At 31.7% G+C, this 25,850-nt stretch carries 22 protein-coding genes and 1 pseudogene; 4 read left to right on the top strand and 19 right to left on the bottom strand.

All coding sequences use genetic code 11. The annotated features are described in order from the left end of the window. Positions 1-95 precede the first annotated feature (95 nt). Positions 96-524, top strand: coding sequence for a CBS domain-containing protein (locus tag ACWJKE_RS17230; RefSeq protein WP_165411673.1), 429 nt, complete (start codon positions 96-98; stop codon positions 522-524). An 84-nt stretch (positions 525-608) separates the two neighbouring features. On the opposite strand, the gene nagB is transcribed toward ACWJKE_RS17230, so the two are convergent. The 4 genes from nagB to ACWJKE_RS17210 are packed head-to-tail and all read right to left on the bottom strand — an operon-like array spanning position 609 to position 4,275. Then, positions 609-1,334, bottom strand: coding sequence for a glucosamine-6-phosphate deaminase (gene nagB, locus ACWJKE_RS17225; protein WP_220286052.1), 726 nt, complete (start codon positions 1,332-1,334; stop codon positions 609-611). Between the two features lie 32 nt (positions 1,335-1,366). Beyond that, positions 1,367-2,530: an N-acetylglucosamine-6-phosphate deacetylase gene (nagA, locus tag ACWJKE_RS17220; protein WP_462959366.1), complete on the bottom strand. Its 1,164-nt coding sequence runs from the start codon at positions 2,528-2,530 to the stop codon at positions 1,367-1,369. A gap of 34 nt (positions 2,531-2,564) precedes the next feature. Beyond that, complete coding sequence (murQ, locus tag ACWJKE_RS17215) at positions 2,565-3,440, bottom strand: N-acetylmuramic acid 6-phosphate etherase (protein WP_216301967.1); 876 nt, start codon at positions 3,438-3,440, stop codon at positions 2,565-2,567. Positions 3,441-3,495: 55 nt separating this feature from the next. After that, on the bottom strand, positions 3,496-4,275 hold the full coding sequence (locus ACWJKE_RS17210) for a GntR family transcriptional regulator (RefSeq protein ID WP_220286053.1): 780 nt from the start codon (positions 4,273-4,275) through the stop codon (positions 3,496-3,498). Between the two features lie 369 nt (positions 4,276-4,644). On the opposite strand from ACWJKE_RS17210, the pseudogene ACWJKE_RS17205 reads away from it, so the two are divergent. Continuing rightward, positions 4,645-5,904 (top strand): annotated as a pseudogene (locus ACWJKE_RS17205) (PTS transporter subunit EIIC); the annotation flags it as partial. 61 nt (positions 5,905-5,965) lie between these two features. On the opposite strand, the gene ACWJKE_RS17200 reads toward ACWJKE_RS17205, so the two are convergent. The 9 genes from ACWJKE_RS17200 to gcvT all read right to left on the bottom strand — a co-directional run bounded on the left by ACWJKE_RS17200 (position 5,966) and on the right by gcvT (position 17,461). Next, on the bottom strand, positions 5,966-8,122 hold the full coding sequence (locus ACWJKE_RS17200; RefSeq protein ID WP_462959041.1) for a heavy metal translocating P-type ATPase: 2,157 nt from the start codon (positions 8,120-8,122) through the stop codon (positions 5,966-5,968). A gap of 67 nt (positions 8,123-8,189) precedes the next feature. Next, positions 8,190-8,552, bottom strand: coding sequence for an ArsR/SmtB family transcription factor (locus tag ACWJKE_RS17195; protein ID WP_165411667.1), 363 nt, complete (start codon positions 8,550-8,552; stop codon positions 8,190-8,192). 175 nt (positions 8,553-8,727) lie between these two features. Further along, complete coding sequence (locus tag ACWJKE_RS17190) at positions 8,728-10,488, bottom strand: bifunctional homocysteine S-methyltransferase/methylenetetrahydrofolate reductase (protein ID WP_216301964.1); 1,761 nt, start codon at positions 10,486-10,488, stop codon at positions 8,728-8,730. Between the two features lie 83 nt (positions 10,489-10,571). Continuing rightward, positions 10,572-11,336, bottom strand: a complete 765-nt coding sequence (gene surE, locus ACWJKE_RS17185) for a 5'/3'-nucleotidase SurE (RefSeq protein WP_216301963.1) — start codon at positions 11,334-11,336, stop codon at positions 10,572-10,574. 209 nt (positions 11,337-11,545) lie between these two features. Beyond that, entirely contained in the window at positions 11,546-12,946 is a 1,401-nt protein-coding gene (gene lpdA / locus ACWJKE_RS17180; RefSeq protein ID WP_216301962.1) for a dihydrolipoyl dehydrogenase, read from the bottom strand. A gap of 210 nt (positions 12,947-13,156) precedes the next feature. Further along, a complete protein-coding gene (gene gcvPB / locus ACWJKE_RS17175; RefSeq protein ID WP_216301961.1) occupies positions 13,157-14,611 on the bottom strand; it encodes an aminomethyl-transferring glycine dehydrogenase subunit GcvPB in 1,455 nt (484 codons plus the stop codon). After that, on the bottom strand, positions 14,608-15,951 hold the full coding sequence (gene gcvPA / locus ACWJKE_RS17170; RefSeq protein ID WP_216301960.1) for an aminomethyl-transferring glycine dehydrogenase subunit GcvPA: 1,344 nt from the start codon (positions 15,949-15,951) through the stop codon (positions 14,608-14,610). Before gcvPA ends, gcvPB begins: the two co-directional genes overlap by 4 nt. Position 15,952: 1 nt before the next feature. Then, on the bottom strand, positions 15,953-16,336 hold the full coding sequence (gene gcvH / locus ACWJKE_RS17165; protein WP_216301959.1) for a glycine cleavage system protein GcvH: 384 nt from the start codon (positions 16,334-16,336) through the stop codon (positions 15,953-15,955). 18 nt (positions 16,337-16,354) lie between these two features. Then, on the bottom strand, positions 16,355-17,461 hold the full coding sequence (gcvT, locus tag ACWJKE_RS17160) for a glycine cleavage system aminomethyltransferase GcvT (RefSeq protein ID WP_216301958.1): 1,107 nt from the start codon (positions 17,459-17,461) through the stop codon (positions 16,355-16,357). Between the two features lie 169 nt (positions 17,462-17,630). On the opposite strand from gcvT, the gene ACWJKE_RS17155 reads away from it, so the two are divergent. After that, positions 17,631-18,611 (top strand): lipoate--protein ligase, encoded by a 981-nt coding sequence (locus ACWJKE_RS17155; RefSeq protein ID WP_220286055.1) that lies wholly within the window; start codon positions 17,631-17,633, stop codon positions 18,609-18,611. A gap of 384 nt (positions 18,612-18,995) precedes the next feature. Beyond that, positions 18,996-20,243 carry an APC family permease gene (locus ACWJKE_RS17150; protein ID WP_253198080.1) on the top strand — a complete coding sequence of 416 codons (1,248 nt, stop codon included), beginning with the start codon at positions 18,996-18,998 and terminating at the stop codon, positions 20,241-20,243. A 365-nt stretch (positions 20,244-20,608) separates the two neighbouring features. Here ACWJKE_RS17150 and ACWJKE_RS17145 read toward each other — a convergent pair whose 3' ends face one another. From ACWJKE_RS17145 to pepF, 6 genes are all read right to left on the bottom strand, one after another. Next, complete coding sequence (locus ACWJKE_RS17145; RefSeq protein WP_216301956.1) at positions 20,609-20,845, bottom strand: hypothetical protein; 237 nt, start codon at positions 20,843-20,845, stop codon at positions 20,609-20,611. A 325-nt stretch (positions 20,846-21,170) separates the two neighbouring features. Further along, positions 21,171-21,224, bottom strand: a complete 54-nt coding sequence (locus ACWJKE_RS17140; RefSeq protein WP_220286199.1) for a hypothetical protein — start codon at positions 21,222-21,224, stop codon at positions 21,171-21,173. Positions 21,225-21,276: 52 nt separating this feature from the next. Next, positions 21,277-21,732: a DUF2975 domain-containing protein gene (locus ACWJKE_RS17135; protein WP_220286057.1), complete on the bottom strand. Its 456-nt coding sequence runs from the start codon at positions 21,730-21,732 to the stop codon at positions 21,277-21,279. A 122-nt stretch (positions 21,733-21,854) separates the two neighbouring features. Continuing rightward, positions 21,855-22,028, bottom strand: a complete 174-nt coding sequence (locus tag ACWJKE_RS17130; RefSeq protein ID WP_165411659.1) for a DUF1737 domain-containing protein — start codon at positions 22,026-22,028, stop codon at positions 21,855-21,857. Positions 22,029-22,235: 207 nt separating this feature from the next. Continuing rightward, a complete protein-coding gene (locus ACWJKE_RS17125) occupies positions 22,236-23,561 on the bottom strand; it encodes an IS3 family transposase (protein ID WP_462959040.1) in 1,326 nt (441 codons plus the stop codon). 327 nt (positions 23,562-23,888) lie between these two features. After that, positions 23,889-25,688 (bottom strand): oligoendopeptidase F, encoded by a 1,800-nt coding sequence (gene pepF / locus ACWJKE_RS17120; protein WP_220286059.1) that lies wholly within the window; start codon positions 25,686-25,688, stop codon positions 23,889-23,891. Positions 25,689-25,850 lie beyond the last annotated feature (162 nt).

Here is a 25,850-nt window from a genome sequence, read left to right as displayed (position 1 = left end):
ATAGATTATTAATAAATAACTCTATTAAACATGTTATAATAATATTGTAAGATATCTAACAACCCAAAATATAAATCTTTAAAGGATGGTAAAGTATGAACATAGCATTTTTTCTTACACCTAAAAGTGAACTTGTTTATGAAAAACCAAGCTCTACAATGAGGCAAGCATTAGAACGGATGGAGTACCACAGATACACATCTGTGCCCTTAATAAATGAAACAGGTAATTATGTAGGTACTTTAACAGAAGGTGATTTATTATGGAAACTAAAGAATACTCCAAATTTAAGTTTTAATGATACAAATAAAATTTTAATTGAAGATATCCCAAGGCATATCTCTAACAAAGCAGTATTAATTAGTGCAGATATAGAGAGCTTAATATCACTAGCGAAGGATCAAAACTTTGTCCCCGTTGTAGATGATAATGGTGTTTTTATAGGAATAATTAAAAGAAGTGATATAATAACTTATTGTTATAATTTATTATACGAACATAATGAATTGAAAGCTTTAATTTAATTAAAGCATAAGCATACTAGAATAAATATATAATTTAAATAAAACACCTATACTAGCTTAATATCTAGTATAGGTGTTTTACTTTTATAAATTACTAGCAGCCTTTTTATCTAAAATTATTGTTACATCATTATGAAGCTGCAGAATTGAAGCAGGCATATTAGGATTTATTTTACCTTTAACAGCTCTTTCTATAGCTTCAGCCTTATTTAAGCCGTTAGCAAGTAAAATAATTTTCTTAGAGTTCATTATTGTCTTTATTCCCATACTTATCGCTTTTACTGGTACATCCTTTCTTGACTTAAAAAACCTAGAATTAGCTTCTATTGTTTGTTCATTAAGATTAACTAAATGCGTTTCTGCCTCAAAGGTTACATCTGGTTCATTGAATCCAATATGCCCATTTCCACCTATACCAAGGATCTGCATATCTATGCCGCCAACTTCTTTTATTTTATTTTCATAGCCTCTGCATGAAGCCTCAATATCCATTGCCATACCATCAGGCACGTTAATATTTTTTACGTTTACATTTATACTATTAAACAAATTATTAATCATATAATTATAGTAGCTTTGAGGATCTTCTCTATTAATTCCATAATATTCGTCCAGGTTAAAAGTTCTGACCTCATTAAAATCTACTTCTTTTTTGTTATACAACGCAATTAATTCCTTATACATGCCAAGTGGAGTATCTCCAGTAGCTAGGCCCAATACACTATCAGGCTTTAACATAACTTGGCTTGCAATCATCAAAGCAGCTTTTTTACTCATTTCTTCATAATTATCTAAAACTAATATTCTCATATTCGCACCACCTTATAATAATACTCAAAATTTTACTTTTGAGTTTCGTAAACTATTTTGCCTTCTACTATTGTTAAAAATACATCTATATCATTATCAAAAACAACTATATCTGCATCGAATCCAGCCTCTAACCTGCCCTTTTTATTATCCATATTAATAACCTTTGCCGGAACATGCGATGCCATTGCCACTACCTCATAGATTTCTAAATCACTATGATTTAACATGTTTTTAACAGCCTTATTTAAGGTTAAAACACTACCTGCGAGTGTTCCATCCTGAAGTCTTGCAGCTCCATTTTCAACTGTTACCTTCTGTCCACCAAGCTCATAATTGCCACTCTTCATACATCCAGCTCTCATAGAATCTGTTATAAGTACCATTTTATCTTTATGTTTGATATTTATGAGCATCTTAAAAATTGCTGGATGAACATGTATTAGATCCGCTATTAGCTCGCATGTTATATCATTTGTGAAAATTGCACCTACAATTCCTGGTTTTCTATGATTTAAGGGAGTCATAGCATTGAATGTATGAGTCGCATGTGTTATGCCATCCTCAATAGCACGTACAGCCTCTTCATAACTTGCATCTGAATGACCTACTGATAATGTAATTTTAGAATTACTTTTTACTTTTTTTATAAAACTATGATTTTCATCCTTTTCTGGCGCAAGGGTTATAATTTTAATAATATCTAAATAATCCTTTATAATATCATAATTGGGCTTTATAATATTATCCGCCTTCTGAGCCCCTTTGTACTTCTCATTTATGAAAGGTCCCTCCATATGTGCCCCTAGAATCTTTGCCCCTTCATTTTCTAATGACATTGCCTGTCTAATAGCATCTAACGCACTATATATACTAATTGAGTCCATAGTCATTGTAGTAGGTAGATAAGATGTTACTCCATTTTCAGCTATTGTAGTACTTATAACCCTCAATGCCGTAGCCGTTGCATCCATGGTATCATAGCCTCCGGAGCCGTGAATATGAATATCAATAAAGCCAGGTGATACATATTTACCCTTAGCATCTATCACTAGTATTTCTTTCTTATACTCTTTTTTATACTGAAGGAAGTTATCATTATTTATAATGTCTATAATTTTTGTATCGAAAATTATTACACTATCATAAATTATTCTATCTCTCATAATAAGTTTTCCATTAACTATAGCTTTAATATTAATCACCTCATCAAATATTTGAATATAATTATTATAATGTTGCTAATGCCTTAGCTACATTTCCCTTGGTCTTTTCCAAGGCTTCTTTTGCTTTTTTAAGGGTTACATCTTTTTTAATTTTAACAATACACACTTTAGGGTCATATTCGCAGATTTCTAGATTTTTATTCACTAGGGCATCATCCACACCTGTGGCAAGCTTTACTATTTCGCGTACACGTTGTTGTAACTTTTTATTAATAGGTCGTACATTAACCATCAAGTTAGTATAAGTTTTGCCAAGTTTTATCATGGCCACAGTGCTTAACATATTTAAAACCATTTTTTGTGCAGTACCTGCTTTCATTCTAGTTGATCCTAGTATTAATTCTGATCCAACCTCTATATCTATAGTAACTTCGCAAATATCTTTGATTTTGCCCTTTGAATTACATATAAGTGCTATAGTTTTGCAACCCATTTCTTTAGCGTATTCCATAGCGCGTACAACATAAGGGGTATTACCACTAGCTGTTACGCCGACTATTACATCTTTTTTATTTATATTTACCTTTTCTAAATCTAGAATCGCCAGTTCTGGATCATCCTCCGTATGTTCAAGCCATCCACTTATTGCCTCTTTTCCACCAGAAATAATTCCTTGAACCATAGAATCCGCGGTACCAAATGTAGGAGGACATTCTGATGCATCCATTACTCCTAATTTTCCACTTGTGCCACTACCAATATAAAAAAGCCTCCCACCATCTTCAAAGCTTTCAACTATTAGTTCCACGGCTTTCTCTATATTACTTAGCTCATTTTCAATAGCTATAGCTACTTTTTTATCCTCATCATTCACTTTCTTAAGAATTTCAAAGGTGTTCATTGTATCTAAATTAAATTTATTTTCATTATTTCCCTTCATAAAAAACCTCCTTATTTATCTATGGGGTATATGACAATTCTGGATTATTTTCCTATTATTTTAAGTTTATTTGATATTTATACTTATCACTTCTATATATGGCTTTGGTATATTCAATTGGAGTTTCATTTTCTAAATAGGTGGTTCGCCTAAATATTAGTGCCAAAGCATCATTTTCTTGGTTAAGAAGGGTACTTTCATATTGATTTAACATTGTAGGTTCAATTGTTTGTTTCGCTTTATCCGGATGATGACCATACTTTTGACGAAAAATTTCATATAGTGATTTATCTTCAATAATTTCTTTAGTCATTCCATTAAATAAATAATATGGAAGCCATGCTGTTTCAATTGCTACTGGTTGCTGATCACTAAATCTCAGTCTTTTAATCTCAATAATCTTATTTTCATCTTCAGGCATTTTCAGCTCAAGCTTGCATTTCTTTGTTGCGTCTATTACCTTAAAAGATAATATTTTAGTTTTTGATACCACTCCATTTTCTTGCATTTGCTCAGTAAATCCTTTGAGCCGTGATATTTCACTATTAACCTTTGCAGTAGACACAAACGTCCCTTTTCCCTGTTCTCTATAAATTAACCCCTCATTTACTAAGGACATAATAGCCTTATTTACGGTCATTCTGCTGACCCCTTGAATTTCACACAGTTCTCTTTCTGTTGGAATTGATTCCCCTGGCTTTAAAACTTCATTTTCTATCATTTCCTGTAATATTTCTTTTATTTGATAATGAAGTGGTATAGGGTTATCCTTCGAAATTTTTCTCAAATTTTTCCCTCCTTGATTAATAATATTTTTTGGTAAATTAGTGCACATATGCAATTTATATGTTATTATATTGTTATGTTGTTATGTTGTATATACCAATTATATTTCAAATTTGTTTTTTTTACAACCTATTTGAAACAACAAATTACAATTTAGTATTAATAGCTATCTGATTCGATTATAGAGTCCATAGAAAATAGTTTAGATTTATAATGCATATTCTCTTTTATTCCTCTATTGTAAACCTTTAACGATTTTTTTATCATGTATATCATGGTGTTAGATTTCTTAAATATTCTTAGTACTGAGTAATACTTAATAATATCTTTTCACCTATATTAATAAATATCACTGCATTTATCCCTATAATTTAATCATGTAACATGCCATGAAACCCACAGGGAGGATAAGAATTAATCCGGAAATGCTATTTTTGGCCATCTTCCTATAATTTTTGCAATTGGTATAGCTATAGGTCTTGCAGATGATAACAATGGAGTTGCAGGTCTTGCAGCTGCAGTTGGCTACTTTGTATTAACTGAAGTTGCTGTCACTTTTAATTCTAAGATAGATATGGGTGTACTAGCAGGTATTATCGTTGGTATATTATCTGGTTACCTATACAACAAGTATAAGAGTATAAGGGTTCCAGATTTCTTAGGTTTCTTCGGTGGTAAACGTTTCGTTCCAATTATAACATCCTTTTACACTTTAATTATAGGTGTGGGCGCTGGCTATATTTGGCCTCATATTCAAGATATTATTAATAATGCAGGGAATGTTATTGCTCACTCTGGTTCTATAGGCGCCTTCTTTTATGGAGTCCTAAATAGATTGCTTATTCCTTTTGGATTACACCATGTTATGAACACACTTGTTTGGGTACAGTTTGGTACCTTTACGGATGCTGCTGGTAAGGTCATTACAGGAGATATGACTAGATTTTTCGCACTGGACCCAACTGCTGGAACATTTATGACAGGCTTTTTCCCAATTATGATGTTTGGTCTTCCTGCTGCATGTCTTGCAATGATAGCTACAGCTAAAAAAGAAAATAGAAAAGCTGTAACTGGAATGCTTCTTGGTATTGCTTTTACTGCTTTCCTAACTGGTATTACAGAACCAATTGAATTCTTATTCATGTTCATTGCACCAGCACTATATTTAATGCATGCTATATTAACGGGAGCAGCTTTTGCCATAACCTCTGCTTTAGGCGTTAAATCTGGTTTCACTTTCTCTGCAGGTATACTTGACTATGTTCTAAGCTTTGGAATCGCGAGCAAGCCAATACTTTTAATAATAATAGGTTTAATATTCGGTGTTATTTATTTCTTTGTTTTCTTCTTCTCTATTAAGAAGTTCGACTTAAAGACTCCAGGTAGAGGAGATGATGAAACCTCTCCTGCACTCGCTAAACTAAATACTTCTGAGTTAGGTCTTAGAGCTATTAGTATCTTAGAAGCTATTGGAGGCAAAGCAAATATAGAGACTATAGATGCTTGTATTACAAGAGTAAGATTAACTATTAAAAACAATGCTCTTATCAATGAAACTAGATTAAAAGATCTTGGTGCTACTGCTGTTATGAAGATCGGAAACAATAACTACCAGATTATTGTTGGTACCATTGCTGATCCACTAGTAACTCAAATGAAAATTGCTATGACACGATAGTCCTTAATCACATAAAAAAGGTTAACAAGAACTTTTCGTTCTTGTTAACCTTTTACTATTTTTAGCTATTAACCTTCATTGCTCTCATTGAATTTAACACTGCAATTAAAGCGACTCCTGCATCACCAAAAACAGCTTCCCACATAGTTGAAATTCCGAAAACTGCCAATGTTAAAATAACTGCTTTTACACTTAGTGCAAAGATAATATTTTGCATAACAATTGTTTTTGTTCTTTTAGCAATTTTTATAGCTTCAGCAATTTTTGATGGTTCATCTGTCATTATTACTATATCTGCCGCCTCTATTGCAGCATCAGAACCTACACCACCCATTGCAATCCCAATATCTGCTCTTGCGAGCACCGGTGCATCATTAATTCCATCTCCTACAAATACTATCTTCCCTTTAGGTGATTTTTCTTTTTGAAGCAATTCTAACTTTTCTACCTTCTCGTGTGGAAGAAGTTCTGAGTAAACTTCATCTACACCAAGTATTTTTCCAATACTCGTCGCTATATCTTTATTGTCACCAGTAAGCATTACTATTTTTTTAACACCCATAGATTTCAAATCGACTATTGCTTGAATAGAGTCTTCTTTTATCTCATCTGAAATTATAATACTACCTGCATATTTCTTGTCTATAGCTACATATATTATTGTGCCTACATTTCCAGCTTTATTATAGGAAATTTTCTCACTATCCATTAACTTTGAATTACCAGCTAACACATGTTTCCCTTTAACTTTAGCCCTAATACCTTTTCCAGCTATTTCTTCGACGCCTTCAATATCTTCACTACGTATATCTTTGCCATAAGCTTTTATTATAGATGTAGCAATAGGATGATTAGAATTGCTTTCTGCATGAGCTGCATACTCTAATAATTCATCCCTACTTATCTCACCTTCTGTATGCATCTGCGTAACCACAAATACTCCTTTAGTTAGTGTTCCTGTCTTGTCAAAAATCACTACTTCAACGCTATTTAATGCCTCCAAGTAATTTCCACCTTTAACCAAAATACCATTTTTAGATGCACCACCTATTCCTCCAAAAAATCCAAGTGGAATAGATATTACGAGTGCACAAGGGCAAGATACTACTAAAAATACCAATGCTTTATATATCCATTGTGAGAAAGTAGCACCAGGTATTAAAAGGGGTGGAAGTATTGCTAGTGCTGTTGCACTTATAACTACAATCGGTGTGTAATATCTTGCAAATTTAGTTATAAAATTTTCAGTTGGTGCTTTTTTGCTGCTAGCATTTTGCACTAAATCCAAAATTTTTGCAAGGGTTGATTCTCCAAATTCTTTCGCAACCTCTATAGTTAATAATCCATTTTTATTTATGCACCCTGCCAAAATTTCATCGCCGCTTTTAACTTCTCTTGGAACTGATTCACCAGTTAATGCAGCTGTATCTACTAATGATTTTCCTTCTATAACAATACCATCTAATGGCACTTTTTCTCCGGGCTTTACTATTATAATATCCCCAATGTGTACTTCCTCTGGATCTACCTTTACAATTTCATCTTTAATTTTTTTATTTGCATAATCTGGCCTTATATCCATAAGCGCAGATATAGATTTTCTTGATTTATTTACAGCGATATCTTGGAAAAATTCTCCTACTTGATAAAAAAGCATAACCCCAACGCCTTCTGAAAATTGTCCAATAGAAAATGCTCCTACTGTAGCGAGTGCCATTAAGAAATTCTCATCAAATAATTGTCCTCTTAATATATTTTTCACTGCAACTATTAGGACGTCTCCACCAATTAATAAATAACTTATGAGGAATAACGCAAATTCAATTAAATAATCTAATTTAAACAAAACTGCTACGATGAAAATTACTACACCTACAGAGAAACGTATAATTTTATTTTTATTAGTTCCTTCTTCCCCGTGATCATGGTTATGATCATGGTTATAGCTATGACCCTTTTCCTCATGCTTAAATGTTTTTACTTGTTTTACTATAAATTTAACACCAGGTTCTATTCTTTTAACTATTTTTTTTGCATCATCTATAACACTTATTATTTTTTCTTCACTTTGAAATTGAATTACTAAGCTTTTAGTGACAAAATTTATATTTGCATCTAATACTCCATCTATCTTTTTACATTGAGCTTCAATTTTGTTTGCACAATTAGCACAACCTAGACCTTCTAAAATGAATTCTCTTTTTATTATAGTACTCATTTTCTCCCCCACTTTCAAAGTTTTTATTTGCTTTTATATTATAAATTTTTCTTTATGTAATAGAGTATTATCTAAGTTCCTTTATGTGTATAAGTCCTTGATCAAAAATTTGTTTAACATGCTGATCATCTAAAGAATAGTAGACAACCTTTCCCTCACGTCTATACTTAACAAGTCTAGCATTTTTAAGCACACGAAGTTGATGAGAAATAGCTGATTGAGTCATATTAAGAAGAGCAGCTATATCACAAACACACATTTCAGTTTCAAATAACACACAAAGAATTTTAATTCTCGTACCATCTCCAAAAACTTTGAAAAGCTCTGCTAAGTCATATAACGTTTCCTCACGTGGTATTGATTTTCTTACTTTTTCTACTACATCTTCATGTATATTAGAACATGTACAAACCTCTATGTTTTTTCCCATTTATTCCACCCCTTTCATATGAACACATGAATCATTGTTCATATGTTTATTATATGTTACCAATTAATACTTGTCAACATTCCTGGGAAATAATAGTTCATTAGTTTTATAAAATTTGTAATCAAAAAATTAAAACCCTAATCATGTATTTATTCATGATTGGAGTTTTAATTTATTAATTATTAATAGTGCTTATATTCTTAATAATATCAGTAATAATATCAATTCTTTTAAACGGTGTAATAAGATAATATCCATCTACATAAGGGTAGATTTCTTCCGCTATTTCAGTAGATATTTTAATTGCAAGAACCCTAGCTTCTTCTTTTGAAATGTCCTTATATAGTTCTATAATTTCCTCAGAAACGCTTATTCCAGAAATTTCATTGTTCATAAAGCAAGCATTCTTATAGCTTACAATCGGAATAATTCCACCTAATATCTTAGCAGGTAATTCACTACGTGCCCGTTTTAAATTTTCTACAGCCTGCTTTGTTAAAATTGGCTGTGTTAAAAACATAGTTACTCCACTTTCAATTTTCTTTTTTGCGTGTAATAGTTGGCTACTAAAATTAATAGCATTTACGTTTAAAGCACCACAAATATTAAAAGGTGATGAAAATGTTATATCATTTAGATTGGTTATATAGTTAGCAAGTATTGCAGAATTAAAACTAAACATCCCCTTAACCTCGTCACGCTGGGCTGAGGGTATAGGGTCACCTGTTACCACTAAAACGTTATTTACCCCCTCAATATTTAAGCCTAGAAGTAATGCCTTTGTAGCATTAATATTTCTATCGCGACATGTCATATGTGGAATTGTTGTGATGTCGAGTTCTCTTTTCAACTTACAAGCTAGTAGACTACTATCTACCCTTACTCTTGCAATAGGACAATCTGCAATGGTTATTGCATCAACTCCATTCTCTTTAAGACTCTTAGCACTATTCATAAAAAATTCAATTCCTGTATCAAGTGGTGGGTCTAATTCTACCGCAATAATTTTTTTCCCAATTCTGATTTTTTCCAGGAGAAGGTTTTTAACAATTAATTTCTCAATTTTAACTTTTCCAGTTTTACTCGGAACAATTTCGCGTGTTGATAAACCTTTTATTTTTGCAACAGTTTCCCTTATAAATTCTGGAGTTGTACCGCAACAACCACCAATAATAGCCACACCTTGCTTTGCTATTTCTAGCATTTGCACAGCAAAATATTCTTTAGTATTATTAAAAAACGTACGATTATTTATTATTGTTGGATACCCTGAGTTTGGCATAACAGAAATAGTTTTATTTTCTATATTAAGAGTTTTAATATATTGAAGTAAGTGATATGGCCCAGAAAAGCAGTTGAATCCACAGGCATCAATAGTTGGTATTTGCGAAACTTTCTCTATAAATTTTTCACCATTTATTCCAAGTCTTGTAAACCCTTCTGGTGAAACCGCAAGTTCCATCAAAATATATGTATTTGGATTTTTCTCCTTAATATACCTTGAAATCTCAGCAAGATATTCATCACTGCTAAAAGTTTCAAATATAAAATATGTTGCACCGAGATCTAAAAACAAATCTACTATTTCTTTGTATGCCTCCCATAAATCCATCATTTCTAAAAATGGTATTGGCCCAATATCGGCAAAAACTAAAACCTCAGTACCCTTTGTGGCTTCCCTTGCTATCTCATAACCTTTTACAATAACCTCTTTAACCGTATCAAAATTACTTTCAAGGCTAATTTTATTTGCTCCAAATGTATTGGTTTTAATTGCCTTGCAACCAGCATTTATATATTCCTTATGTATATTTAGTATGGTATTTTTATCATAAATATTTGCAAGTTCACATTTGGATAATGGATTTTCACAAACACTTGCGTAATATGTCCCCATTGCGCCATCAAAAATTAATGGTTTTTCTTTAATATTCATAAATTCCCCCACTGAAGTTTTCTCTTTGTTACAGTATAGAACTCTCACTTATATAAGTTGGAGACTTTCCTTCTGAAATGTCGTTAAAACCATTTGCGTGTTTCATCTAACATTTTAAAATTAGTTAAATCATAATGAAGTGGAGTTACAGTAACATACCCCTCTTTAAAATATATTGTGTCAGAATCATCCTCATGAATATCTATTACCTCACCCTTAATTTCATATTGAGTTTCATTATTTTCTCCAATAGTTTCTATATAACGGTTGTTATACAATCTACTTCCAATTTTACATACTTTAATTCCTTTTATTTCATTATCCCTTAGCATAGGAATATTCACATTTAATACAATATCATTCTTAATGTTATTCTCAATAGCCTTAAGCAATATCTTTCCAGCATATTTAGCTGCCATTTCATAATTTTCAATATTTCGCTTAATTTCCATAGAAACCGCCATAGCTGGTATTTTATAAATAGTTGCTTCTATAGCTGCAGAAACTGTACCGGAATATAAGACATCAGTACCTAAATTTAATCCTTTATTGATTCCGGATACTACCATATCTATTTTACAATCACTTTTACTATCAATGAGCTTATTAATTGCTATTTTTACACAATCTGCTGGTGTTCCATCTACGCTATAAGCTTTTGATTTTAACCCTTCAATTTTTGTTTCTCTAACAATAAGTGGCCTTGTAAGGGTTATGGAATGTCCGCAAGCGCTTTTTTCATTATATGGTGCTACAATAATTACTTCATGATTTTTTTCGAGTTCTTTAGCTAAAGCATATAACCCCTTTGCATTTATACCATCATCGTTTGTAAGCAATAATCTCATTTTCATCCCTCCCATTATTCACTATTTTAAAATTTCAAATAGTATATGTATATATATTATAGCAAAATATGGTTCAACAGGATACAAAACGTCCAAATATAATTCTAATTGCATAGCATTTAAATATTATTTGTAAGAAAGCTTTAAAATACAAAGATAGTCCAAGGGAGTAATTAAAATTACTCTCTTGAACTATCTTTATGTTTCTTCTATCTTTTTTTAGCAGGTACCATATGAATAGCTTCACCTTTTAACCCTAACACTGCTTCTTCAAAAGCTTCAGATAGTGTTGGATGAGCATGTATCATGCTAGCGATGTTTGAAACATTCATATTATTATTTATAGCCATAGCCCCTTCATGAATTAAATCCGATGCATGAGGTCCCATTATATGCACTCCAATGATTATATCCTCAAGCGTTGCTATAACCTTTACTAATCCTTCTCCTTCACCTAGTGCTAATGCCTTGCCATTAGCTCCAAATAAAAATTTACTTGTTTTATACTCCATTCCCTTTTTTTTGGCTTCGTTTTCTGTTATGCCTACACAAGCTATCTCTGGAAATGCAAAAATACAACTTGGTATTATTTCACTAGAATAAGGAGCAATATAACCCATAATTCTCTCAACCACTTTTTTACCTTGATGCGTTGCTGCATGAGCAAGCATACTTATTCCATTCACATCACCAATAGCATAAATACCTGGAATGTTAGTTTCATAATTTTCATCTACCACAATAGCTCTTCTATTAAGCGATATACCCAAATTCTCAATATTAAGCCCTTCAGTCATAGGCGTTCTACCAACGGATACCAATACATTATCTGCCGTAAACACAATTTCTCCTTTTTTCCCATCGGCAGTTACAATTAGCTGTTCATTAGATTTTTCAATACTAATTACCTTTGTGTTGATACTCATATCTATACCTTTTCTTTTAAGTGAAACACTCAATCTCTTTGTTAAATCAGTATCCACTTGAGCAAGAATACTTGGCAAGAACTCTATAACAGTTACCTTTGATCCTAATGCATTAAATATACCTGCAAACTCCACACCTATAACACCGCCGCCTATAATTGCTAATTTATTAGGCACTTCTTTAAATTCTAATATATTTTCACTAGTAAATACTCCTGGTAGATCTATACCCGGTATATTAGGTATTAATGGAATAGACCCAGTTGCTATAATTATATTTTTCGTTATTATTTCTCTTAATTCTCCATTCTTAAGAGAGATAGAAACTGTATTTTTATCTTTCAAACAAGCTGTCCCTAAAATTACATCTATATTATTTGACTTTAATAATTGTTCTACCCCGTTCACTAGTTGATTAACTATTTTGTCTTTTCTATTTTGAATTTCTTCTACGCTAAAACTGTAACTATCTACCACGATTCCAAATTCATTAATATTCTTTAAAGTATTTAAAATTTCAGCATTTCTATATAGCGCCTTTGTAGGAATACATCCTCTATTTAAACATGTTCCACCAAGCTCACCTTTTTCTACAATACAAACCTTAGCACCCAGCTGAGCTGCACGAATAGCAGCAACATATCCCCCAGGGCCTCCCCCAATTATAACTATATCCTTCTCCATCACTGCTCCTCCTCCTATAAATCAGTATAACTTCGGAATATCTTAACGACATTTCAGAAGGAAAGTCTCCCACTTCTATAAGTGGGGTTACTTGCCCCAACAAATAGAAAACTTCAGCGGGAGTATAAATCTCCTTCTGAAGTCGTTAATACATCTTCTACGAAGATGTTACAGCTCCGCAGGAGATGATTTAACTATCCCGAAGTTATATTAATTAGTATATTTTAAAACTGGATATCTAGCAGCTCGAACTTCATCAAGCCTTCTAACAAGAGTATCATATGGAGCATCCTTTAGTAGCTGTGGATCTTCTATTGCTTCTTCTGAAATATTTATCATAGCTTCAATAAAATCATCCATAGTTTCAAGACTTTCCGTTTCCGTAGGTTCTATCATAATTGCATTTTCTACAATTGTTGGAAAATATATTGTAGGCGGATGATATCCATAATCTAGAAGTCTCTTGGCAATATCTAATGTAGTTACCTCACTTGGTCCCTGCTTTAAACCTCCTAAAACAAATTCATGCTTGCAAACTCTATCAATTGGTAAATAATAATAGTTCTTTAGTTTGCTTTTCATATAATTTGCATTAAGCACTGCCATTTCACTTGCCTTCTTTAGTCCCTCAGCGCCCATTGAAAGTATATAAGAATATGCTTTAACAAGTACTCCGAAGTTCCCATAGAAACTCTTTACCTTTCCAATAGATAGTGGTTTATCATAATTAAGAACAAATTTTTCTTCTATTTTTTCTATTATTGGGACAGGCAAATATTGTATAAGTTCTTTTTTAACTCCTACTGGTCCGCTTCCCGGTCCACCACCACCATGTGGGGTAGAAAATGTTTTATGAAGATTCATATGGACAACGTCAAATCCCATATCTCCTGGTCTTGCTATACCCATAATGGCATTTAAATTTGCTCCATCATAATATACGAGCCCACCAGCTTCATGTACTAGATTTGTTATTTCTTTAATATTCTCATCAAATAAACCTAAAGTGTTTGGATTTGTTAGCATTAATCCCGCTATTTCATCGTTTAATACAGATTTCAAACTATCTAAGTCTACACTACCTTTTTCATTAGATTTAACTTCTACAATTTCAAAGCCTGCCACACTTGCACTGGCTGGGTTAGTTCCGTGAGCTGAATCTGGAACTATAATCTTTTTTCTTTTAAAATCCCCTTTATTTTCATGGAAGGCTTTTATAATCATAAGTCCAGTAAGCTCTCCATGGGCCCCTGCTGCAGGTTGAAGTGAAACCTGATCCATTCCGGATATCTCAGCTAATTTTTCACTAAGTTCATACATTAATTGTAAGGAACCTTGTACCGTTTTTACACTTTGATATGGATGGATCTGAGTAAATGAGGTCATAGACGCCATATCTTCGTTAATTTTCGGATTATATTTCATAGTACACGAACCTAAAGGATAAAAGCCAGTATCTACCCCGTAATTCTTATTAGACAATAGAGTGAAATGTCTTATAACATCTACTTCACTTACTTCCGGAAGGGATATGTCTTTTTTGCTTAGCAAATGCTCAGGTATCATTTCGCTAATATCGATACTCTCTACATCACAACAAGGTAACGTATATCCTCGTCTTCCTTCTTTTGAGATTTCAAATATTAATTTATTATACTGTTTCATTTTATCCCCTCCATTGCAGTTATTAGCTCACAAATTTCTGGTTTTGTTCTTTTTTCTGTTACACAGAATAGTAGAGCATTTTTATGGTCAGGGTAATTTTTCTCTATATCATATCCACCAATTATATTATTTTCTAATAATTTATCGTTAATAATACTAGCCCTTTCCTGTCCCTGAATTACGAACTCCTTAAAGAAAGGTTTATTAAATACTGGCTCGTATTTTTCTAATTTAATTATTTCATTAAAAGCATAGTGCGCCTTTTGAGTGCTTTGATATGCCACTTCTTTTAATCCCTGTTTTCCCATAGTTGTAAGATAAATTGCAGCAGTTAATGCATTTAAAGCTTGATTTGAACATATATTAGAAGTCGCTTTTTCGCGTCTTATATGTTGTTCCCTAGCTTGAAGCGTTAATACAAAGGCTCTTTTTCCATCTACGTCGATGGTCTGACCTACAATCCTTCCTGGCATTTTTCTCATAAGTTTTTTCGTCGTTGCCATGAATCCCAAATAAGGTCCTCCAAAGTTCATTGCATTTCCAAGTGATTGGCCTTCCCCTACCACAATATCTGCTCCTATTTCTCCTGGAGTTTTTAATATGGCAAGAGATATAGGATCTACGCTCATTATTAGAATAGCTTTATTATCATGAGTAATTTTTTCAACCGACCTCATATCTTCAATTATTCCAAAGAAATTAGGGTTTTGAACTATAACTCCTGCCACACTGCTATCTACAAGTTCTTTTAATTTTAGAGTATCAGTAACTCCTTCCTTCTCATCTACTTCTATTAGTTCTAATCCCTTAAATTTTGCATAGGTATGAACGACTTTTCTAATTTCTGGATGTACTGTTTTAGATACAATTATAGATTTTCTTTTTGTATGCTCAGCAGCCATAAAAGCAGCTTCAGCGCAACTCGTAGCACCATCATACATAGATGCATTCGCAACATCTAGTCCGGTCAAACTGCATATTAATGTTTGATATTCAAAAATAGCCTGAAGAGTACCTTGGCTTATCTCTGGTTGATAAGGTGTATATGATGTATAAAATTCTGATCTTGAAACTATATGCTTTATTATAGAAGGTATATAATGATCGTAAACTCCAGCTCCTAAAAAACAAACTAACTCTTCAGCGCTTTTATTTTTATTACAAAGTGATTTTACGTGTTTTTGTACTTCCAGTTCTGACATGGGTGAATTTATATTTAGATCTCTATTTAATTTAAGGTCCTCTGGTATGTCTTTAAACAGTTCCTGTACAGACTCCGCACCCACACTTTTTAACATTACCTTTTCGTCTTCTAAAGTATTAGGTATATAAGGAAACATCTTATTTCTCCTTACTGCAATATTCATTATATTGCTCTTCGTTCATAAGTTCTTTTAATTCTTCCTTATTTGTAATTTCTATAAGAAACATCCAATTTTCATAGCAGTCTTCGTTTACTAATACTGGGTTATCTACTACATCATCATTTACCTCTAAAATCTTTCCACTAAATGGAATATACATGTCAGAAGCTGCTTTAACAGACTCAATGACCCCAAAAACATCCCCACTAGTAATTTCTGCATCTACCTCTGGTAGCTCAACAAAAACAATATCTCCTAAAGCATGTTGTGCATAATCAGAAATTCCAACGTATGCCTTATTACCTTTAATTTTTATCCATTCATGATCTTTACTATAAAATAATTCCTTTAATGTTTTCATTTAAAATCCCCCTAAATTTTATTTGTTATAATTTTTCTTATAAAATTTTTTACTTATTACCTCAGCTTTTAATGCTTTACCTCTAATCCCAATTTCAATTTCTGTACCTAATTCTGAGTATTTAGAATCTATTAAAGCAAGACCTATATTTTTCTTTAATGTAGGCGAGAAATATCCCGTTGTTACCACTCCGATTTTTTCTCCGAATGCAGTAACTTCATAACCATGTCTTGGAATTCCCCTATCCTTCATTTCAAACCCTACTGATTTCCTCTTAAGACCTTGTTCTTTTTGCTTTAAAAGAGCTTCTTTTCCTATAAATTCATTTTTTTTAAGCTTTACAAAAAATCCAAGTCCTGCTTCAAGCGGTGTAATATCTTGAGATAATTCGTTTCCATATAAAGGGAGGCAAGCTTCGAATCTTAAAGTGTCTCTGCAGCCGAGCCCTGTGGGCTTAAGTCCTTCTTCCTCACCTATATTAAATAGTTTATGCCATAATTTTTCTATTTCCTCTGGGGAAGTGTATATTTCAAACCCATCCTCACCTGTATACCCTGTTCTTGAAATAAGACATTTTACACCATCTACAAGAACATCTCGTTTACAATAGAAAAATTTAATTTCATCTAAATCTATATCAGCTATTTTTTGAAGTATCTTTTGTGCCTTTGGTCCTTGAATCGCAACCTCTGCTACCTCATTTGAAATATTAGTGAGTTCCATATCATAGGCGCCCTTATTGTCAATCATCCATTGAAAATCTTTCTCTATGTTCCCTGCATTTATAACAAGATAGAAATGTTCCTTACCAAATTTATATATTAAAAGATCATCAACTACTCCTCCGTTTTCATAGCACATAAAAGTATATAGTATTTGATTATCTTCAAGTACTGCTAAATCATTTGTAACTAAATTTTGTACAAATTCGAAAGCCTCGGCTCCTTTTACTTCCACTTCTCCCATGTGTGATACATCGAAAAGTCCAGCAGCGGACCTTACAGCTTCATGTTCAGAAATTATCCCTTCAAACTGTATTGGCATTTGCCACCCAGCAAAATCAACTATTTTCCCACCATATTCTTTATAAACACTATATAGCGGCGTTTTTTTTAAATTTTTCAACATAATTCCCCCCATTTTTGTAAAATATATGCATTGAAATATAAAAAAAAATGATTGTTTTTTTATTCTCCTTCATGTTTCATTATACTGCCTTTTGGTATATAATTCAATTAAATATATATATTGGTTTATAATTTCAAATCTAAAGTTAATGCAAGGAGGAAATATAATGATTTATATAAATAACACAAATACAAGTCCCTATTTTAACTTAGCAGCGGAAGAATATTTGCTAAAAAAATTTAAAGAAGACTGTTTTATGCTCTGGAGTGATGAGCCTTGTATCATCGTCGGAAAAAACCAAAATACCTTATCAGAAATTAACCTAGACTATATAAAAACAAATAATATTCCTGTGGTAAGGAGATTGTCTGGTGGAGGCACTGTTTTTCACGATTTAGGCAATTTGAATTTCACTTTTATCAAAAATAGTAGTGAAGAAAATTTTAATAATTTCAGAAAATTCACCTTGCCAATTTTAAATGTTTTAAACTTACTTAACATAAATGCAGAATTTAGTGGAAGAAATGATCTAACCATTGAAGGTAAAAAATTCTCAGGCAATGCACAATATAATTACAAAAACAGAGTTCTTCATCATGGCACCTTGCTTTTTTCATCAAATATTTCGGATTTATCAAAAGCATTACAAGCTAAACCTTTAAAATTTCAAGACAAAAGTATTAAATCCGTATTAAGCAGGGTAACTAATATAAGTTCGCACTTAACACGGTCTCTATCTATCATGGAATTTAAAGAGTTAATTATGAACTATATTATTACAAAAAATAATTCAGATTATTTGTATGAATTCACTCCATATGATTTAAATAGTATAAATAAGCTTGCCACTGAAAAATATTCTACTTGGGAATGGAATTTTGGCCATTCACCAAAATATAATTTCACAAATGAAAAGAAGTTTTCATTTGGAACTGTTGAATGTAATATGGAAGTACAACATGGAATAATAAAAGATATTACGATATATGGTGATTTTTTTAGCAAACTTGATATCTCGGACATAGATGCTGCCCTTATAGGCATAAATCATGTGGAATCTGATGTAAAAAAAGCGCTTTCAGCCTTTAATATATCTGATTATTTTTCAAATGCAAATATAGAAGATATTTTAAGTTGTATGTTTTAAAAAATTCTTCTTGACTATATTTGAATTTGCTAATAAAATATAAAGAAATAATAAAATTTACATTTGGGATTATAGTTATTTAAAATATTTTTATTGGAGCAACTTAGATTATTATCTAATGAAACTTTCAGATAAGAGGACATGTAGTAAAAATGCAGTGCTTTTGCCGCTTTTTTACTTCATGTCTTTATATATTTTAGCGACATTTCAGCTCCGCAGGAGATGATTTGACCCACTTAAATGAGTTTTCTATTATTTTAAGACTAACAAAAGAGAGGATGATTTATTCTGGAAGCATCAAAAGAATTAGATTCTATCAATAATTCACCAAAAACACTAAAGAAAGAAATCGGCTTACTAGAATCCATTACCCTAGTTATAGGTATGGTTATAGGTTCAGGGATTTTCTTTAAACCTTCTATTGTATTTAAAAACGCAGGATCTCCAACCATGGGAATACTTGCTTGGGTCGCCGGTGGCATTATAACTATGGCTTCTGGTCTTACTATAGCTGAAATAGCAGCAGCTATTCCAAAAACTGGTGGTATATTTATATATCTTAAAGAACTCTATGGAGAAAAATGGGCATTTCTATTTGGTTGGGTACAGACGGTTATTTATGTACCTGGTGCCGCCGCAGCACTCGCAATAGTTTTAGCAACTCAAGCTACTAATTTTGTACCTATGAGTCCAATCCAGCAAAAACTATTTGCAATATTAATGATATTTGTTATCACCACTGCAAACGTGTTATCAACAAAACTTGCTAGTAAAATTCAGTTCATTGCAACTGTTGCAAAACTAATTCCAATTTTTATTATTATTGCTTTAGGCCTTATAAAAGGAACAGCTCACAGTTTTTCCTTGCCACTAGGGACTACTGCAGCCGGAGCTGGTTTTGGAGCTGCTATGCTTGGAACACTTTGGGCTTATGATGGCTGGGTAGGCGTAGGTAATATAGCAGGAGAACTTAAAAATCCTAAAAAAGACATACCAAAGTCCATAATTTTAGGACTAATCGTTATTATAACAGTGTATGTTTTATTTAATTTAGCAATTATAAACATAATTCCTATAACAGCTGTTATTAGTTCTAATAAAGTGGCTTCTGATGTTGCAACAGTTTTATTTGGAAAATTTGGTTCATTGTTTATAACTGCTGGCATATTAATTTCAATCTTTGGAACATTAAATGGTTACCTAATGACAGGAGTTAGAATACCCTTTGCCATGGCTCGAGATAAACTTTTACCTTTTGATAAGATCCTCGGAAAAGTTAATCAAAAATATCAAACTCCATTAAACGCTTTTATTTTCGAGGCAGTACTCGCCTCTTTATATGTATTTAGCGGTTCTTTTGATACCTTAACTGATCTTGTTATATTTGTTTTATGGATTTTCTTCACAATGGCAGTAGCTGGTATCTTTATATTAAGAACAAAACATAAAGATTTAGAGAGACCTTATAAAGTACCCTTCTACCCAATAGTTCCACTCATCGGAATTACTGGAGGTATATATATCCTAGTAAGTACACTTTTAACTGATACTTCAAAAGCACTTATAGGACTTGCAATAACCTTAATTGGATTACCTGTATATTGGTATATTACTAAAAAGAAACAAGACTAAAATAAAAAAGTATATATTACTATTAATGCATTCACTTCGCTAAGAACTACTAATTTTACTTTTAATTAATCTGCTAAAAAACATAAACTCGCTGTGTCGCTCAAACATATGTTTTTCCTAACGCATCTTAATTAAAAATAAAATAAGAAGTTCTAAAGCTCGCTTCAATGCATTATATGTAACATATACTTTTTTTGCGCATAAATCGGTAGAATTTCTAAATCAACTTTCAATGTTTCTGCACTTCTTATTTCATGTCATTTCCGGAAAAACTTCATACTATATCATATTTACACTAAGATGTATCTACTATGGATAGCAGATAAAAAACCACCAAATCGCAATAATTTCCACATTCATTTCATCTATATTTTACTCTTTTTTAATTTTTCACGGCAAGTAAAATATACATCACTTAAAACACCTGTTAAAATATTCCACACTAAAAACGTCATAATCGTTTCCATTACAATTGTACTAATTGATTCTCCCCCATCGAAATTTATACCTAAAACTGCCCTAATGGAAAAAATAACATTAATTATTGGCAATATTAAACCAAGCCACTTATTTTGTCGTTTTGATAAAAATATCTGTAGCATAATAATCCCTGTCAAAAATATTATACCTATTAAAATAGTGGTGAAAATTATTATTTAAATCACTCTCCTTACTATATCTCGTGCGGCATTTTAACATCATATCTTAATTTTATTCGTATAGTGTATAATGTATGTCACAATAATATTTAACATTAAATATTCAAATTTTTAATATTTATTTTTCCGCATTATTGTCATTATGAATTACATCTTGTCTGTTAAAAATCATATAACTAACCTTCGAAGTCTTCAAAAATAGAGCATCAATCGTAGATATACAATTGATGCTCTATTTTAGAATGTTGCGACGCAACTTATATATATATTATTCTTTATATTCTAATAAATCACCAAGTTGGCATTGCAATTCACGAGAAATAGCTTCAAGTGTATAAAATCCAAATTTACGATAATTGTAATATTATATTCCTTTAGACAGTCGAGTCGTTTTCTTCTTTTATTTCAATTGCTTTTTTGAATATTTCTGCTAAAGCTAAAGCCATACAAGCTAACACAATATACATAAAAAAACTGCCTTTAAGTGACCCATATCTTGTAGCAAATATTTCTATACCAGCTTGTCTTTTGTAGTTCATGATTACATCAAAAATAGCTATAGAGAACATATAATATCCAATTATTTTAAATCTCCTGACATTATCAAAACAAAACGGTGTTAATTTAGCACTACAAACAATTTTGCGTAGATTGTAAAGTATTAAAACGTAAATTAAATAAACTATAAAACTAATACCAATATTTATAGTAAATACAGCCTTTCCACCAAATAGTACATGTAATACACCCATTACTAATAAAAACCCTGATACAGTTAGTAAAACATCTAAAAGTACTTCGATAAAATTTATTGATAGAGACTTTTTCATAATCAAACATCTCCTTATAAAATACATTATTTACATTATAATTTCTTACAACTGTGTATTAAATATTAATATATTTAGTCCTGCAATACCTACAATTTCTAGGTAATTAAAATTTTTAATATTTATTTTTTATCATTCTTAATTACAGCTTGTGCCACAATTACATCTTGTCCGTTAAATGTACACGAAGGAGATTCATATAATGTATAACCTTCATCAAGTAATTCAGAAATTCTTTTACAAAAGTTCGCATCATCTTTTCCGGTAATCAATCTATATCTAAGCTTTTTCTCCATTTTAAATACCACCTTGTATTATTCTTTCTATTGTATTCTCTATACTTTCTACAATACCAAATCTGCCATTAAATATATTAAAATTATAATGCTCATACAAATCCTTTATTCAAAAGCAATCATAAACATGAATTTCCCCGTGTATTTACACAAGGAAACAACATTAAACTGTTACCTATGTCAAGGACACTCTAAAAAAAGGTGCTATCAAGCTAAGAGATGGTTTCTGTATTGTACAGGAGCCATCTTTTTCAAGTCCCACTGGTATCTATAATTATTATAATATGTGATATACCTATCTATCATTTTCTTAACATTTTCAAGCGTAGTACAGGACTTTAAATCTATCTCATCTTTCATATGTCCAAAAAATGATTCCTGAGGGGCATTGTCCCAACAGTTACCTCTACGCGACATTGACTGCGATAATTTGTGCTTTTTTAGTAGCTTTTGAAATGTTGGACTTGTATAATGACTACCTTGATCTGAATGAATAAAGGCATCTTTTGTTAACGTTACTCGTCTGTTTTTAACTAGCTTCTTTATTGTATCTAAGGCTATATCAAGTGTTATTCTATCTGAAGTTTGATACGCTAATATTTCATTTGTTGAGGAGTCCTTAATTGTGGATAAGTAAGCCATTTTACTATTACCGTATGGTAAATATGTTATATCAGTAAGAAGAACCTTTCCTGGCGTAGCCTGCTTGAATTCACGATTCAAAATATTTTTTACTACGCTATGCTCTTTCGTTGCTTTAGCAATTCTTCTATATGGATTTGCCTTTCTGTGAGGACATATTATTTCATATTTGTTCATAATCCTACGGATACGTTTTATACTATATATAATATTAAATTCATTTTTCAAAGTCATTTTAATAGATCTAGAGCCTTTCTTATAACCCCTTCGATTAAACGCCTTCAATATTAAGTCCCTATCCTCTAAATCACGCTGCTCGCGTTCAATCTGTATATCCTTTGAAGCAATATAATTGTAGTACCCAGATCTAGACACTCCTGATAATTCGCATAAGTATCTGGTTACATTTTTAAAGCTATATTTTTCAATAACTTCTTTTATAGTTTTAAAAACATCGCTTGATTTGATTTTGTTATTTTTTTGTACCACCTGCCTTTCTTTCGCGTCTAATTTTTTTAACAATTCTACCTGTGCCTCAAGCAGTTTTATTTTAGCATCTTGCCTCTCTATTATTTCTTCTTTTGTAAGCTCGGTAGAGCGTAGTCTACCACTTGCCCCTTTCCTTGTGTCTTCTAACCCAATTATTCCATCTTTTTTGTAAGCTGCACTCCACCTATATGCTGATTGTTCGATTCTGCCTAATCCAATTACATTTATATCAAACCCATTTTCGGCAAAAATCTGTCTTGGTAGTTTTCCAGCTATATATTCATCTATAAATAATATTTTAAATTCATAATTATATGTGATCGCATATTCACTAACTTTTTTAACATTTTTATTATTTTCAAGGTTTATAATATCTTTTTGGGTAAATAAAATCTTACTCATTTGCCACCATCCTATCTATATATAAATTATACGAAAAAAATACCTATAATCCAAACACTTTTTTTTCAAGTGTCCTTCCTATAGGTACCATTATACATCATACTCTTCTTTTTCTTTTTTTGACATTGTATTAAATCCTGTAATCTTTGTCTCTACTATGTCATAAAGATGTTCAAAATAAGATCTAAATAATAAGTATTGGATTTCTCTGAAAGCGACTTGCAATAAGAAATGCAGAAACATTGAAATTTCATTTAGAATTTCTTAACAAAATTTTTCGTTTCAAGTTCTTATTGCAAGTCATCCAGGAGAAACTTCATACTTTTTTTATATCTCTTTTTCGAGCATTTCTAATAATTCATCAAATCTTCTTATAGTATCCTCTAAAGGTTTTGGTGATGACATATCTACCCCTGCTTTTTTAAGTATATTTATTGGATAGTCACTTCCACCGCTCTTTAAGAATCCTTTATATCTTTCTACAGCGCTTTCGCCCTCTTCAACTATCATTTTACTGAAAGAATTAGCTGCTGCAAAACCCGTAGTATATTGATATACATAGAAGTCGCTGTAAAAGTGAGGAATTCTTGCCCATTCCATATCAATACCCTCATCTACCACCATTTCAGCTCCAAAATATTTTCGGTTTAAATCATGATAAATTTTACATAAGTCCTCTGGAGATAATGGGTTACCCTGCTCAATATTTTCATGGGTTGTTTTTTCAAACTCTGCAAACATACATTGTCTAAATACTGTAGTTCTTATTCCTTCCAATTGCTGATTTATTAAGAATAGTCTTTTCTTCTTATCTGTCTCATTTTTAATTAAATAATCTATTAGTAAACATTCATTAGTTGTAGATGCTACTTCCGCACAGAATAACTCATACTCTGAATATATATACGGTTGATTCTTCCTTGAATAATAAGAATGAATAGAGTGCCCCATTTCATGAGCAAGCGTAGATACATCATTTAATTGGTGATTATAATTCAAGAGTACGTATGGCATACTGTCATAGCATCCCGAAGAATATGCCCCAGAACGTTTACCCTTATTTTCAAATACATCTACCCAGCCTTCACTAATTCCTTCTTTAAATATATTTAAATATTCTTGCCCCAAAGGTTTTATACCATCTAATGCTAACTTAACAGCATCTTCATACTCAATACTATCTTGCACCGCATCAACTATTGGCACATATAAATCATACATATGAATTTCATCAAGTCCTAAAAGTTTCTTTTTAAGTCTTACATATTTATGGAGGGAGTCTAGATTGTTGTTTATAGTATCCACCACATTATGATAAACCTCTACTGGAATATTATTAGGCTTTAATGAGCTTTCTAATGCTGATGCATAATTTCTTGTTTTTGCATTAAATACAAAGTTTTTTATTGATGATGTTAAAGATGTTGTTAACGTATTTCTAAACCCCTTATATGTTCCAAATAATGTTTCAAAGGCATCTTTTCTTACCCTTCTATCCTTCGATTTTATAAAAATACTGTAGTTTCCTTCTGTTAATTCAATTTCATTACCTTTTTCATCTTTTATACTTGGAAACGTCATATCTGCATTTGTAAGCATTTCAAATATATTTCCCGGGGCATTTAAGCAGTCGCTTACAGATGCTAATAGCTTTTCTCCCTCTACACTTAATGTATGAGGCTTTTGACTTAAAATATCTAGTAAGTAGAATTCATATATTTTAAGTTTTGGAATCTTACAAATTGCCTCATCTATAAAGCCCTCTTTTAATGATAATAGTTCAGGGACAAAAAATGCAGTGGCACTCGAAACTTCTGCGGCATATGAATCAATCTTATTTTTAAGTACTTGAAACTCTGCCTTAGCTGTATCCTCATCCCCTCTTAAATGTGCATATACAAGCAATTTTTCTAGAAGTCTTTGAATCTCTACATTGCTTTCTAAAAATGATAATAACTCCTCAGCAGTGCCCAGTTTCCCTGAAAATCTTTGCATTTCTGGTGCTTTAGATCTTAGTATTTCAAAATCTTCTTCCCACGCCGCAGAACTCTTATACATCTTTTGGACGTTCCACTTGTACATGCTGTCAATTTCATCTCTTGTTTTAAGTTTTTTAACTTCACTCACTAAAATCCCCTTCTTTCATATCATTAAATTACATTTTATAAATATATTACCATACGCTTCTAAAAAAATCTATTAAAAGTAGATATTAAATTTAGATATCAATGGAACCTAAAAAAGATGACTCCTGTTTACAATACAGAAATCATCTTCTTAATTCAGCAT

The organism is Clostridium sp. CM036, from assembly GCF_055081135.1.
Note: the sequence above shows the minus strand (reverse complement) of the source record. Positions and strands in the feature narration are given on the sequence as shown.

Bases quoted from the DNA above. Each gene is read 5' to 3' on its own strand.
- ACWJKE_RS17230 (WP_165411673.1), top strand. From the start codon at position 96: ATGAACATAGCATTTTTTCTTACACCTAAAAGTGAACTTGTTTATGAA.
- nagB (WP_220286052.1), bottom strand. From the start codon at position 1,334: ATGAGAATATTAGTTTTAGATAATTATGAAGAAATGAGTAAAAAAGCT.
- murQ (WP_216301967.1), bottom strand. From the start codon at position 3,440: ATGAAGGGAAATAATGAAAATAAATTTAATTTAGATACAATGAACACC.
- ACWJKE_RS17210 (WP_220286053.1), bottom strand. From the start codon at position 4,275: ATGTGCACTAATTTACCAAAAAATATTATTAATCAAGGAGGGAAAAAT.
- ACWJKE_RS17200 (WP_462959041.1), bottom strand. From the start codon at position 8,122: ATGAGTACTATAATAAAAAGAGAATTCATTTTAGAAGGTCTAGGTTGT.
- ACWJKE_RS17195 (WP_165411667.1), bottom strand. From the start codon at position 8,552: ATGGGAAAAAACATAGAGGTTTGTACATGTTCTAATATACATGAAGAT.
- ACWJKE_RS17190 (WP_216301964.1), bottom strand. From the start codon at position 10,488: ATGAATATTAAAGAAAAACCATTAATTTTTGATGGCGCAATGGGGACA.
- surE (WP_216301963.1), bottom strand. From the start codon at position 11,336: ATGAGATTATTGCTTACAAACGATGATGGTATAAATGCAAAGGGGTTA.
- lpdA (WP_216301962.1), bottom strand. From the start codon at position 12,946: ATGGAGAAGGATATAGTTATAATTGGGGGAGGCCCTGGGGGATATGTT.
- gcvPB (WP_216301961.1), bottom strand. From the start codon at position 14,611: ATGAAACAGTATAATAAATTAATATTTGAAATCTCAAAAGAAGGAAGA.
- gcvPA (WP_216301960.1), bottom strand. From the start codon at position 15,951: ATGTTTCCTTATATACCTAATACTTTAGAAGACGAAAAGGTAATGTTA.
- gcvH (WP_216301959.1), bottom strand. From the start codon at position 16,336: ATGAAAACATTAAAGGAATTATTTTATAGTAAAGATCATGAATGGATA.
- ACWJKE_RS17155 (WP_220286055.1), top strand. From the start codon at position 17,631: ATGATTTATATAAATAACACAAATACAAGTCCCTATTTTAACTTAGCA.
- ACWJKE_RS17150 (WP_253198080.1), top strand. From the start codon at position 18,996: ATGGTTATAGGTTCAGGGATTTTCTTTAAACCTTCTATTGTATTTAAA.
- ACWJKE_RS17145 (WP_216301956.1), bottom strand. From the start codon at position 20,845: ATGCTACAGATATTTTTATCAAAACGACAAAATAAGTGGCTTGGTTTA.
- ACWJKE_RS17135 (WP_220286057.1), bottom strand. From the start codon at position 21,732: ATGAAAAAGTCTCTATCAATAAATTTTATCGAAGTACTTTTAGATGTT.
- ACWJKE_RS17130 (WP_165411659.1), bottom strand. From the start codon at position 22,028: ATGGAGAAAAAGCTTAGATATAGATTGATTACCGGAAAAGATGATGCG.
- ACWJKE_RS17125 (WP_462959040.1), bottom strand. From the start codon at position 23,561: ATGAGTAAGATTTTATTTACCCAAAAAGATATTATAAACCTTGAAAAT.